An 11,751-nucleotide genomic window follows, 5' to 3' on the forward strand; every position below is an offset into this window, starting at 1 on the left:
CTCAGGCGCCACTCGACCAGCGAGTGCAGTGAGGAGCCCGCTGCACAGTGAGGCCGAAAATTCGAGCGAACCGAACAAAGGACGCATGACCATGAACAAGCCGTTGAGGGACGTCGTCATCTGCGAACCTCTGCGCACGCCGATCGGGCGTTTCGGTGGCGTGTTCAAGACGGTGCCGCCGGTCGACTTGGCATCGACGGTGATCCGCGCGCTCGTTAAACGCACCGGGATCGACGGCGCTGCAGTCGACGACGTGATCTTCGGGCAGGGCTATCCGTCCGCAGAGGCAGCGCCGATCGCGCGGGTCGCGGCGCTGAATGCCGGTCTGCCGGTGACCGTGGGCGGCCTGCAGCTGGATCGTCGCTGCGGCTCGGGCCTGCAGGCGATCCTGGACGCGGCGATGCAAGTGCAAACCGGTGTCAGCGACGTCGTGATCGCCGGCGGTGTCGACTCGATGAGTCAGGCGCCGCTCTACACAGTCGATGCGCGGTGGGGCATCTCGGGCACCGTTGGCGTGTTTCTGCGGGACGCGCTGGGCCGCGCTCGTGAGACCGCAGGCGGCCGCAACTATCCGGTGCCGGACGGCATGCTGGAAACGGCGGAGAATCTGCGCCGCGACTTCTCAATCAGCCGCGAAGAACAGGACGCCCTGGCGTTGCGCTCGCAGCAGCGCGCCGCGCGTGCGGTGGCACAGGGGCGCTTCGACGACGAGATCGTTCCGGTCACGGTGCCTGGCCGCAAGGGCGACACGATCGTGGACAAAGACGAGTCGCCGCGCCCGGACAGCACGCTGGAGGGCCTTGCCGCGCTGCGCCCCGCCCTGTTGAAGAAGGACCCGACCGCCACCGTCACAGCCGGCAATGCGAGTGCGCAAAATGACGCCGGGGCTGCCTGCCTGGTGACCAGTGCGGAACGCGCCGTCGAGCTTGGCCTGACCCCGCTGGTGCGTATGGTCACCTGGGCGCGCGGGGGCGTCGAGCCCTCACGCATGGGTCTGGGGCCGGTCGTGGCCGTGCCGAAGGCGCTGGCGCGGGCTCGGCTGTCGCTGGCCGACATGGATCTCATCGAGTTGAACGAGGCGTTCGCCGTGCAGGTGCTGGCCGTGACCCGCAAGTGGGCGTTCGTCGACGAGGACTGGGATCGGACCAACGTGAACGGGTCCGGAATCTCGCTCGGGCATCCGGTTGGGGCGACAGGAGCGCGCATTCTCGCGACCGGGGCACGCCAGTTGCACCGTGACGGCGGCCGCTACCTGCTGGAGACGATGTGCATCGCCGGCGGCCAAGGGCTCGCGGCGATCTTCGAGCGGGTTTGAGGGGTCGCGCGCTGCAGTAGTGTCAAGCTGGCGTCCGTGTTCCACACCGGCCCGCAGGTAGTCGGTGTCGTACCCAATTCGGCTCGCCGGGTTGCCTGTGCCGCCTCGAAGGCAACCTTTTGGTGAATTTCGATCACACAGTTTCCACCCAGTCCTCACCGTTCGCAAGATCGCTCCCTCCTTCCGCGGCTGCGCCGCGTATGCATGCATACGTTGTCTAACGCCGCTCGCGCGTCCCAAAGAATGCCATAAACTTTGAAACTTCAAACGCATGCTTCTCTAAAGTCCAAAAGATCCAACCCAAAAACCCAAAGTGGCTGATCGTCGCGTTCGGGCTACGCGACCTATTGCCCGAAGGCCGCAAACCATTCATCAACGATCCGCTGTGCTCGCGCGCCCGGGAAGACGTCCTCGCCCCACTGCGATACGACTTGATTGGCTATCCACCATCCGCCATGCGGGACTTCGTCGCCTCGAGGAACACGTTGAGGGTGTGAGCATGGGCGCATCCGGCAGCACAGCTGGCATTCGTCCTGAGTGGTACTTGGAGACGTGCTCAGCTCAGGATGTCCGGACCTCGTCCGGACAAAGTACAATAGTGGGCATGAGTGACATGGCGAAAAAGCCATCCAGACGGCACCGGATCGAGGTTCGGGTGACGCCGGAACAAGACGTCTTAATCCGGCAGGCCGCGTACCTCGAGTACACCACCGTCACGTCCTTCGTGCTTGCGACTGCCACCGCGCACGCTGCCTCGGTGGTCGAGCGGCATCACGACACTACCTTGTCGAATGCAGCGTTCGACCGATTCATCAGCGCGCTAGACGGCCCCGCAGAGCCGGTGTCAGAGATCTCCGAACTGTTCCGGCGCCACCCGAAGTTACCTGAAGAGTGAGACCCCGCCGGCTCGAACGCTGCGGTAGGAGCCATGTCCTCTCGGGGTTCGAGTCCGGCCGCGAGCCTCTCGACTCCTGGCTGATCAACTACGCTCTCGCAGCACAGCGCGTGGATTCCGCACGTACATTCGTGCTCGCGGACGCCGACTCAGTCGTCGGCTACTTCAGCCTGACCATGGGATCCGTGAGGCGGGCCGACGCTCCAGACAAGCTCGTGCGCGGCCTCCCTGCGTACCCGGTCGGCGTCGTCCTACTGGCCCGGCTCGCGGTCCGCTTCGACCGACAAGGCGAGGGTCTCGGCGCGCAGCTGCTGGCCGAAGCCCTCCGTAAGGCTGTCTTCGCGGGAGAGTCGGCGGCTGCGCGACTGGTGGTGGTGGACGCAATCGACGATTCGGCCGCAGATTTCTATGCGCACCACGGATTCATTACGATCCCCGAGCACCCACAACGCCTTTACCGGCGCATTACGGACATCAAAGCCAGCCTCGGCTGAGCGCGCACGGACGGGAGCCCCTGATGAAGATCGCAACCTGGATGCACACCGGTGCACAATTCGCCGGTTTCGTCAGCGACGACCGCGCCTATGCGCTACCTGCCGGCACTACCGTGCTCGACCTGGTGCAGAGCGGACTGGCGGATGCGCTCGCTGCCGGGCGCGCGCTCGTGGCTGGCGCGGCATCCGTTCCGCTCGGCCACGTGACGCTGTTGCCGCCGCTGCATCCGCCGTCGATCCGGGACTTCATCGCCTTCGAGCAACACGTCGAGGGCGTGAGCATGGGCGCACCCAGCGGTGCGCGCGACGTTCGCCCCGAGTGGTACGAGGCGCCGACCTTCTATTTCACAAACCCGCACACTCTGCGGGCGACGGGCGACGAGATCGCGGCACCGTCCGGCAGTCGCGCTCTCGACTTCGAGCTCGAGGTGGCCGCCGTCATCGGTGCGGTCGCCGCCAGCGATGGGCGCAACCTCACCCCGGCTGAGGCACACGAGCATATCTTCGGCTACACCATTCTCAACGACTGGTCGGCTCGTGACCTGCAACGTCGCGAGACACGACTGAACCTCGGCCCGTGCAAGGGCAAGGACTTCGCGAACACTCTGGGCCCGTGGATCGTCACCGCAGACGAATTCGAAACCCTGCACGATGCGGACGGCTTTCTACCCATCGCCATGTCGGTCTCGATCAACGGCGTCGAGTTCGGCCGCGACCTGCTCTCGAACATGGGCTGGCCGTTCGCTGAACTGGTCGCTTACGCCGCGCGTGACTCTCGGATCGTGCCGGGCGACGTGCTGGGCAGTGGCACGGCAGGCGGCGGATGCCTCTTCGAAGCGTGGGGACGCAACCGCATGCAGACGCCGCCCCCGCTACAACCCGGCGACGTCGTGCGGATGGAGATCGAGGGCATCGGCGCGATTGAGAACCGCGTGGTCGCAGGCGTCGAGTTGCCTCCGGTTCCCCGCGCCCGCGTACGCACACGCAGCGGGGTGGATCCGCAGTTGTAGCGTGGGCTCAATGAGCAAAAATTGACTCCGGCCTGGCGAACTCACTTCGCGACGATCGCTCAGCGGTCCGGGTCTGTCAATAATCCAAGGTCTCGTAGAACTCCTTGCGACGCGCTTCGAGCGCGGGGATGGCCTGGCCGAGGCCCCAGGTCTTGAAATGGTCATATTCGGAGTGCGCTGCAAGGGCGGCATCATCGGCGTAGATTTCAAAGATTCGGAACACGCGGGGCTTCGCCGGATCCTGATAGACCTGGTAGTAGAGGTTGCCTTCCTCGCTGCGAGAGGCGGGGGCAAGCTGCTCGAGCGCGGCGCGCACGGTCTCTTCCTCGCCTGGTTTGGCGATCCAGGTAGCGCTGAGAACTTTGGCCATGCGGGGCCGTCCTTTCACCGGAGCGGGGTGTGTCGATTTCAGGCTATCGGCGGCACGCGGAAATGGGCAGTACCAGTGACTGACATTCACGGTGATGCCCCGCGGGGCTCCCGATCACGTCCGACCGATTGCCGAGCTGTTCAGTCGCCGAATTGCCTGTACAGGTATACGCGGCGATCTAGGAAGACGCGGTTGACCGCGGTATCCGCTTGGGTTTTGACGAGCTCGGCAGACTTCTCACCGGCAGGAAGTGGGTAACGCGGCTAGTTCGGGCAGTACGACTATGTTCCCGCCGCCTGCACTCTCACTCTTTCAGGTCCAGCATCGGGGTCTTGCGCTGGAAGCCGTGTGTGATCCAAAGCAGGTAGCCGAAGCCGATGGCGAGCCAGATCAGGCCGATCATCAGGGTGAACGGCGACAGACTTGTCCACAACCAGATTGTGAGACCGAAGCCAATCGCCGGCACGATCAAATAGTTGAACAGGTGTGAACCCTTCCGCAGCTTCAGATCCCTGAAGAAGTGCTTGATCACCGACAGGTTCACCGCCGAGAACGCGATCAGCGCGCCGAAACTGATCATCTCGGCCAACAGCGTCAGATCGATGACCAGTGCGAGCAGTGACACAACGGACACCGCCAGGATCGCCAGAACCGGCGTGCCGTATTTCTTGCTGATCTGTCCGAAGAAACGTCTCGGAAGAACACCGTCGCGCCCCATCGCGTACAGAATTCGCGATACGGATGCCTGTGACGTCAACGCAGACCCGGCCGCGCCCGCGACGTACGCAGCTGTGAAGAATGCCGCGAGGAACTGGCCGCCCGCCGTCGTCATCACGCCCAGAGCGGCCGAGTCAACATTCTTGAAAGTGTGTGTCGGCACGACCAGCAGGGACACGTAGGCGAGGATCACGAACAACAGTCCGGCCGAGATCGTCGTCCACATGATCGCCTTCGGCACCGTTCGTTTCGGATCACGCGCTTCCTCAGACAGCGTCGACACCGAGTCGAATCCGAGGAACGACAAGCACAGCACCGCAGCGCCGGCAAGGATCGTACCGAACCCGCCGGCATCCCCCGACCCGACGAACGGTGCGAAGAAGTCGACGTGCGTATGGTTTGCGATGGAACCCGCCGAGAGGGTGATGAAAACCACAATGAAGATCGCCTGCACCGCAATGATCAGAAAGTTGGTGCGCGCAACAGAGACGATTCCCACGATGTTGAGCACCGTAACGAGCACGATTGTGACGAGGACGAAAATCCACGCGGGAATGATGGGGAATGCGGCCTGCAGATAGATGCCGATCACCAGATAGTTGATCATCGGCAAGAAGAGATAGTCCAGAAGCAGCGCCCAGCCCGCCAAGAAGCCGATTCCCGGTCCGAAGCTGCGCTGCGTGTAGGTGTATGCAGACCCGGCGAAGGGGAACGCTTTGGACATCAACCCGTATGAACGCGCCGTGAACACCATGGCAATCAGAGTCACGATATACGCGGTCGGCAGTCGACCTCCGGTCATCTGTGTGACGATGCCGTATGTCGTGAAGACGGTGAGCGGAACCATGTAGACGAGCCCGAACAGCACAAGAGAGGGTACGCCGAGCACGCGCCGCAGGTGCCCCTCGGAACTGCCGTGCTGCGTATTGGCCGCCGTGGCGTCGATCACTACCTCTTCGGTGGATTCGGCCCCGGTGGGGCCGGTTGGAACTGACATGTGGGTTACCTTCCTACAGCGGGTTGAACGGGCAGCGGGTGAACGGATTACTGGCGGGTACTGGCGATGCCGGCATCCGTCGCCCGGTAGGTCGCCGTTCCGGCGAGATACGTTGCGCGGATGGCGATGTTCGGCAGCTCTGCCGGCTCGACCTGGCGTGGATCGCGCTCGAGCCACACCAGGTCGGCGGAGGAACCGACCTCGATCCGCCCCCAGGTCGCTTCTGCGCGGTCGCCGAATGCCTGGATCGCCACGCCGCTGGAATATGCGGCGAGCGCCGTCTCGATGTTGAGCTTCTCCTGCGGCGTCCAGCCGCCCGGAGGATCGCCCTCCGCCGTGGTGCGGGAGACGGCGATGGCGATTCCCTCGCGCGGGTCTGCCGAGGAACATGGCCAGTCCGAACCGAATGCGAGTGTGACACCTGCATCGGACAGCGTCTGCATCTGGTATTGCCGATCAGTGCGTTCGGGTCCGAGCCGCGGCACGGTGAGCACTGTCATGAGTGCGTCGAGTTGCGCCCACAGCGGTTGCATGTTCGCGATCACGCCGAGCCGGTCGAACTGTGCGATGTCCTCAGGAGTGGTGAGCTGAACGTGCGCGATGACCGGGCGGTGCTGCGTGACGCCATTGGTCCGCTCTGCGTACTCGATCGCGTCGAGCGCACTGCGCACGGCGGCGTCGCCGATCGCGTGAATGTGCGGCTGGAACCCGGCGGCATCGACGGCCTGCACCGACTCCGCCAAGTGCTGCGGTTCCCAGACCAGCATTCCGTGGTCGTGCATGCCGGAGCAATACGGCTCGAGCAAGGCGCCGGTTTCGTTCTCGACGACGCCGTCTGCGAAGAACTTCACGCTGTGGGCGGTCAGCAGGGGATGGTCGAGCTCCTCGACCTGCGCCCGTACTTCGAGCATCCACTCCAGTGATGCCGGGAAGCGGCGCGGATCCGCGAGCAGGGCCAGATTGATCCGGGTGGACAGCGCGCCGCGGCGTGCAGCCTCGAGATACACCGCGACATCCGTCGGCTCGACCCAGGCATCCTGAACCCAGGTGATGCCAAGGCGTGCGTAGTGTGCGGTGGCGCGCCGCAGGGCCTCCACGCGGTCATCCAGGCTGTAGCCCGACCAGATGGCCGTGACCAGTTCGACCGCGCCCCATTCGCGCAGAATCCCCAGCGGGCTGCCGTCCGGCCGCCGCGGGATCTCGCCGAGCACCGGATCCACGGTGTTCTCGTCGATTCCCGCGAGTTCCAATGCACGTGAATTGCACCACACGGTGTGGTAGTCCCAGGCGCGCAGAACGACCGGGCGGTCGACCACCGCATCGTCGAGCCAGCGGGCGTCGAATAGGCCGCTTGGTGCGAGGCTGCCGTCGTAGGAGGCGCCGATGATCCAATCCTGGTCGGGGTGGCCATCTGCGAAACGCTTCACTTCTGCCACGATTTCTGCAACACTCGTGCGGTCACGCACGTGGGGTCCGACGTCTTCCAGTCCGCCGAAGAGCGGATGCGCATGGCCGTCACCGAATGACGGCATCAGGAATCCGCCCGCCAGGTCGACGACCTCGGCATTCAGGTCGAGCGCTGAGCGCGTTGCCGCCTCACCGATCGCGACGATGCGGCCGCCTGAGACGAGCAGTGCGGATTCGTCCGCATGTCCAGGACCCATCCAGACCGCACCGCCGGTGAACAGTGTCGGTTGGCCTGTGTTGGTCACGTCGTTAGCGCGTGGGCCGCTGGAACCAAATCGATCGGTATCTGCACTGCCACCCATTGCCGCCAACTTTCCGGTACTCCATCGCACCTTCTGATTGCGACAGTAACACTCAGCAGCATTTCGGTATATAGCGTGTCTCGACGGTAACCGCACAGAGGAATCCTGGCGGCACGGCACATCCGTCGTGTAATGTTCTTGATAAGCACACGCGTTCACCCTGCGTACACTTGCGCACGGAGCGGATACGAGCAAAGTCGTGACGCACTGAGCGTGCGCCGCAACAAGGAGGAATAATGACGTTCTTCGAGCCCAGCGAATGGGATGGGAGGCTCTACAGCTCCGGTTGGACTGCCAGCAAGGGCGGCAGCCGCGACATCGTGGAGCCGGCCACGGAGAGTTCGATTGGCCGGTTCGGCGTCGCCAACACCGAGGACGTGTCGACAGCCGTCGCAGTGGCATCCGAGGCACAGAAATCGTGGGCGGCGACAAGCTACGAGGAACGCGCAGCCGTTCTGCGCCGCGCCGGCGATCTCATGGAGACCCACAACGACGTGCTCAGCGACTGGCTGATCCGCGAGGCGGGCTCGCCAAAGGGCAAGGCGGCGTTCGAGACGCACATGGTCTCGGGCCTGTTCTACGCGGCATCCGCCCTCGCGCTCACGCCATACGGTCAACTGCTGCGCAGTGCTAAACCGCGGCTGAGTCTCGCGCGCCGGCTGCCGGTCGGCGTCGTCGGGGTGATTTCGCCATTCAACTTTCCGCAGATCCTCTCGATGCGATCGGTCGCGCCCGCACTCGCGCTCGGCAATGCGGTGATCCTGAAGCCCGACCCGCGCACCGCCGTCTCCGGCGGGCTCGTCTTCGCAGCCATCCTCGAGGAGGCCGGGCTGCCCAGTGGCCTGTTCCATGTGTTGCCGGGCGCGATCGAACCGGCGACCGCGCTGATCGAGCACCCGGTCGTGCGTGTTATCTCTTTCACAGGGTCGACCAAGGCCGGGCGAGCGATCGGCGAACTCGGCGCCCGGCATCTCAAACGTGTGCACTTGGAGCTCGGCGGCAACAACGCCATGCTCGTGCTCGACGACGTCGACGTTCCGCAGGCGGTTTCGGCCGGCGCGTGGGGGTCGTTCCTGCATCAGGGTCAGGTCTGCATGACCACCGGCCGTCACCTGGTGCATGAGAGCATCTACGACGAATACGTTGAGCGCCTGTCGGCGACCGCCAGCGGCCTTCCCGTCGGCAACGGGGCGACGACGGATGCCGCGCTCGGCCCGGTCATTGACGCCGGCCAGCGCGATCGCATCCATTCGCTCGTCACGGGCAGTGTCGCGGCCGGTGCGCGCCTGACCGCGGGCGGCACCTACGAGGGACTGTTCTACCGGCCGACCGTGCTGGCGGACAGCGCTCCGGACCAGCCCGCGTTCGAACAGGAGGTGTTCGGTCCAGTCGCGCCCGTCATGAAGTTCTCATCCTTGGATGAGGCTGTCGACATCGTCAACCAGAGCGAATACGGACTGTCCCTTGCCATCCTCACCAAGGATGCGCTGCGCGGCCTCGCGCTCTCCGACCGGATGCACAGCGGAATCGTGCACATCAACGACCAGACCGTCGATGACGAACCGGTGATCCCGTTCGGCGGGGTCGGGGCATCCGGAACCGGGTCACGATTCGGCGGCGCTGACGCGAACATCGAGGCGTTCACCGACACGCAGTGGGTGACCATGCAGACCGACATCGAACGGTACCCGTTCTAGGCGGGCGAAACGTGACCGGCTCCGAACCGCAAGCATCCGACCCGCCAGTATCCGAACCGCAAGCATCCGAAGCGCAAGCAGCACCAGCGACCGCCACCGAAACGACAGGGCCATGATCTCGAAGATCCTCGACAGCGCAGCGGATGCCGTGCGGGACATCCCGGACGGCTCGACCGTGATGATCGGCGGCTTCGGCACCGCGGGGCAGCCGGTCGAGTTGATCGATGCGTTGTTGGAGACGGGCGCGCGCAACCTCACCATCGTCAACAACAATGCGGGCAACGGCACGACCGGGCTCGCCGCGCTCCTCGCGGCGCGGCGCGTGCGCAAGATCATCTGCTCATTCCCACGTCAGGTGGACTCGCAGGTATTCGACGGCCTCTATCGAGCGGGTGAGCTCGAGCTCGAATTGGTTCCGCAGGGGACGCTGGCCGAACGCATCCGGGCCGGCGGCGCTGACATTGCGGCGTTCTTCACGCCGACCGGATTCGGCACCCTCCTCGCCGAGGGCAAGGAAACGCGGCGGTTCGGCGGTCGCGACTATGTGCTGGAAAACGCCCTGACCGCCGACTACGCGCTGATCAAGGCGCACCGCGGCGACAGATTGGGCAACCTTGTCTACCGTAAGACGGCACGCAATTTCGCGCCGATGATGGCGAGCGCCGCGTGCATTTCCATCGTTCAGGTGGAGCGAATCGAGGAGGTCGGAATGCTGGACCCTGAGGCGATCGTAACGCCCGGTATTTTTGTGAACCGACTCGTCGAACTGGGCGGCAAACTTCCGCCGGCGACGGAGGGGCAGTGATGGCGCGGGCGCGGCAGGAGGAGTCGGCGCCTGCGCAGCATCCGGTGCAGCGTGGTCCGTACTCACGCGAACGGATGGCGCGCCGCGTCGCGCAGGACATCCCAGAAGGCTCATACGTCAATCTCGGAATCGGCTTGCCCACGACAGTGTCCGACTATCTGCCGAGTGATCGTGAGATCATCCTGCACACAGAGAACGGCATGCTCGGCATGGGGCCTGTCGCACACGGCGATGACATCGACTATGACCTGATCAACGCGGGCAAGATCCCGGTGACCGAGTTGCCGGGCGCGTCCTACTTTCATCAGGCCGACTCGTTCGGCATGATGCGCGGCGGGCACCTCGACATTTGCGTACTCGGCGCATTCCAGGTATCCACCTCGGGCGACTTGGCGAATTGGCACACCGGTGGCGAAGATGCAATTCCCGCGGTCGGCGGTGCCATGGACCTGGCGCTCGGTGCGAAATCCGTCTACGTGATGATGGAACTGTTCACCCGCAACGGGCACTGCAAACTTGTCGAGGAATGCAGCTACCCGCTGACCGGAATCGGCTGCGTGAACACGGTCTACACCGATTACGCCGTGTTCGATCTCGGGCCGGACGGTGCCACGGTGCGCGAAAGCTTTGGTGACACCACACTTGCGGACCTGCAGCGATTGACGGGCCTTTCGCTTTCGCCGTCCCCGTAGCCAGCGGCGCCGCGACGGCAATGCTACGCTCATCGACGGATTGAGTGTTCGCAGAGCGCACGTGCGTTCTACGGAATCGAGCAGCGCGCCCCACGCCGAATACCGAGGAAGACAGGCTTCAGATGACCGAACCAGCCAGCGACGTGGATCCTGCGGCAGAGGAGACTCCGTCACCCAGCGGTCAGTTCGTGCAATCGCTCGCGCGCGGGTTGGCGGTCATCCGCGCCTTCGACGTTGACCACCCCGAGATGACGCTCAGCGATATCGCCCGCCGAGCCGGACTGACCAGGGCGACGAGTCGGCGCTTCCTGCTCACACTGGTCGAGCTCGGCTATGTGCGCAGCGACGGCCGACAGTTCTCGCTCACTGCGAAGGTACTGGGCCTCGGCTTCAGTTACCTGTCTGCGCTGTCTTTGCCTGAGATCGCGCAGCCGCACCTCGAGGAGTTGGCGTCGATCATCCACGAGTCCACATCGCTGTCCGTGCTCGACGACACGGACATCGTGTACGTGGCTCGTGTTCCTGCCCGGCGAATCATGTCGGTGCGCATCAACATCGGCACTCGATTTCCAGCGTATGCGACCTCAATGGGACGCGTGATGCTCGCCGCCCTGGATCAGGACGGACTGGATGCTTACCTCGCCCACGTGGGCATCGCACGTCTCACCTCGCACACGATCAGCAGCCACGACGAACTCGTTGCTGACCTGGCTGAGGTACGAGAGCGCGGCTGGGCGCTCATTGACCAGGAGCTTGAGGAGGGCCTGCGTTCGATCGCAGTTCCAATTCGTCACGGCAGTGAGGTGGTGGCAGCGATCAATGTGTCGACCTCGACCAGCAGTCGCACGATCGAGTCGATCCACGAGGATCTGCTACCGCACCTGCAGCGTGCCGCCGAACGCATCAGCGCCGACCTGACGGCCACTCGGCCGTATGCGTCGCCGCGCGCGCCGCGCTAGTCGGCCAGGGCCTTGGCAAAGTCGTGGATTC

General features: G+C 64.4%; 11 protein-coding genes. 8 read left to right on the forward strand and 3 right to left on the reverse strand.

Annotation, left to right across the window (positions count from 1 at the left end; genetic code table 11):
• Nucleotides 1–85 precede the first annotated feature (85 nt).
• From QU604_RS00880 to QU604_RS00895, 4 genes are all read left to right on the forward strand, one after another.
• Nucleotides 86–1,315, forward strand: coding sequence for an acetyl-CoA C-acetyltransferase (locus QU604_RS00880; protein ID WP_308466912.1), 1,230 nt, complete (start codon nucleotides 86–88; stop codon nucleotides 1,313–1,315).
• A gap of 604 nt (nucleotides 1,316–1,919) precedes the next feature.
• Complete coding sequence (locus QU604_RS00885; RefSeq protein WP_308466913.1) at nucleotides 1,920–2,210, forward strand: type II toxin-antitoxin system TacA family antitoxin; 291 nt, start codon at nucleotides 1,920–1,922, stop codon at nucleotides 2,208–2,210.
• A complete protein-coding gene (locus QU604_RS00890) occupies nucleotides 2,207–2,704 on the forward strand; it encodes a GNAT family N-acetyltransferase (RefSeq protein ID WP_308466914.1) in 498 nt (165 codons plus the stop codon). Before QU604_RS00885 ends, QU604_RS00890 begins: the two co-directional genes overlap by 4 nt.
• Nucleotides 2,705–2,727: 23 nt before the next feature.
• The gene (locus QU604_RS00895; protein WP_409349987.1) at nucleotides 2,728–3,714 is read left to right on the forward strand and encodes a fumarylacetoacetate hydrolase family protein; all 987 of its coding nucleotides are present in this window, start codon (nucleotides 2,728–2,730) and stop codon (nucleotides 3,712–3,714) included.
• Nucleotides 3,715–3,790: 76 nt separating this feature from the next.
• Here QU604_RS00895 and QU604_RS00900 read toward each other — a convergent pair whose 3' ends face one another.
• The 3 genes from QU604_RS00900 to QU604_RS00910 all read right to left on the reverse strand — a co-directional run bounded on the left by QU604_RS00900 (nucleotide 3,791) and on the right by QU604_RS00910 (nucleotide 7,510).
• Nucleotides 3,791–4,084, reverse strand: a complete 294-nt coding sequence (locus QU604_RS00900) for a putative quinol monooxygenase (protein ID WP_308466915.1) — start codon at nucleotides 4,082–4,084, stop codon at nucleotides 3,791–3,793.
• Between the two features lie 304 nt (nucleotides 4,085–4,388).
• The gene (locus QU604_RS00905) at nucleotides 4,389–5,798 is read right to left on the reverse strand and encodes an APC family permease (RefSeq protein WP_308466916.1); all 1,410 of its coding nucleotides are present in this window, start codon (nucleotides 5,796–5,798) and stop codon (nucleotides 4,389–4,391) included.
• Between the two features lie 47 nt (nucleotides 5,799–5,845).
• Nucleotides 5,846–7,510, reverse strand: coding sequence for an amidohydrolase (locus tag QU604_RS00910; RefSeq protein WP_308466917.1), 1,665 nt, complete (start codon nucleotides 7,508–7,510; stop codon nucleotides 5,846–5,848).
• 293 nt (nucleotides 7,511–7,803) lie between these two features.
• On the opposite strand from QU604_RS00910, the gene QU604_RS00915 reads away from it, so the two are divergent.
• The 4 genes from QU604_RS00915 to QU604_RS00930 all read left to right on the forward strand — a co-directional run bounded on the left by QU604_RS00915 (nucleotide 7,804) and on the right by QU604_RS00930 (nucleotide 11,720).
• Nucleotides 7,804–9,264 carry a benzaldehyde dehydrogenase gene (locus tag QU604_RS00915; protein WP_308466918.1) on the forward strand — a complete coding sequence of 487 codons (1,461 nt, stop codon included), beginning with the start codon at nucleotides 7,804–7,806 and terminating at the stop codon, nucleotides 9,262–9,264.
• Nucleotides 9,265–9,376: 112 nt separating this feature from the next.
• Nucleotides 9,377–10,069 carry a 3-oxoacid CoA-transferase subunit A gene (locus QU604_RS00920; protein WP_308466919.1) on the forward strand — a complete coding sequence of 231 codons (693 nt, stop codon included), beginning with the start codon at nucleotides 9,377–9,379 and terminating at the stop codon, nucleotides 10,067–10,069.
• Nucleotides 10,070–10,143: 74 nt separating this feature from the next.
• Nucleotides 10,144–10,761, forward strand: coding sequence for a 3-oxoacid CoA-transferase subunit B (locus QU604_RS00925; protein ID WP_308469010.1), 618 nt, complete (start codon nucleotides 10,144–10,146; stop codon nucleotides 10,759–10,761).
• 122 nt (nucleotides 10,762–10,883) lie between these two features.
• Nucleotides 10,884–11,720, forward strand: a complete 837-nt coding sequence (locus QU604_RS00930; RefSeq protein WP_308466920.1) for an IclR family transcriptional regulator domain-containing protein — start codon at nucleotides 10,884–10,886, stop codon at nucleotides 11,718–11,720.
• Nucleotides 11,721–11,751: the final 31 nt, after the last annotated feature.

It is taken from the genome of Rathayibacter sp. SW19, assembly GCF_030866825.1.
Classification (GTDB): Bacteria; Actinomycetota; Actinomycetes; order Actinomycetales; family Microbacteriaceae; genus Rathayibacter_A; species Rathayibacter_A soli.

Bases quoted from the DNA above. Each gene is read 5' to 3' on its own strand.
- QU604_RS00920 (WP_308466919.1), top strand. From the start codon at position 9,377: ATGATCTCGAAGATCCTCGACAGCGCAGCGGATGCCGTGCGGGACATC.
- QU604_RS00930 (WP_308466920.1), top strand. From the start codon at position 10,884: ATGACCGAACCAGCCAGCGACGTGGATCCTGCGGCAGAGGAGACTCCG.
- QU604_RS00905 (WP_308466916.1), bottom strand. From the start codon at position 5,798: ATGTCAGTTCCAACCGGCCCCACCGGGGCCGAATCCACCGAAGAGGTA.
- QU604_RS00900 (WP_308466915.1), bottom strand. From the start codon at position 4,084: ATGGCCAAAGTTCTCAGCGCTACCTGGATCGCCAAACCAGGCGAGGAA.
- QU604_RS00880 (WP_308466912.1), top strand. From the start codon at position 86: ATGACCATGAACAAGCCGTTGAGGGACGTCGTCATCTGCGAACCTCTG.
- QU604_RS00915 (WP_308466918.1), top strand. From the start codon at position 7,804: ATGACGTTCTTCGAGCCCAGCGAATGGGATGGGAGGCTCTACAGCTCC.
- QU604_RS00895 (WP_409349987.1), top strand. From the start codon at position 2,728: ATGAAGATCGCAACCTGGATGCACACCGGTGCACAATTCGCCGGTTTC.
- QU604_RS00925 (WP_308469010.1), top strand. From the start codon at position 10,144: ATGGCGCGCCGCGTCGCGCAGGACATCCCAGAAGGCTCATACGTCAAT.
- QU604_RS00885 (WP_308466913.1), top strand. From the start codon at position 1,920: ATGAGTGACATGGCGAAAAAGCCATCCAGACGGCACCGGATCGAGGTT.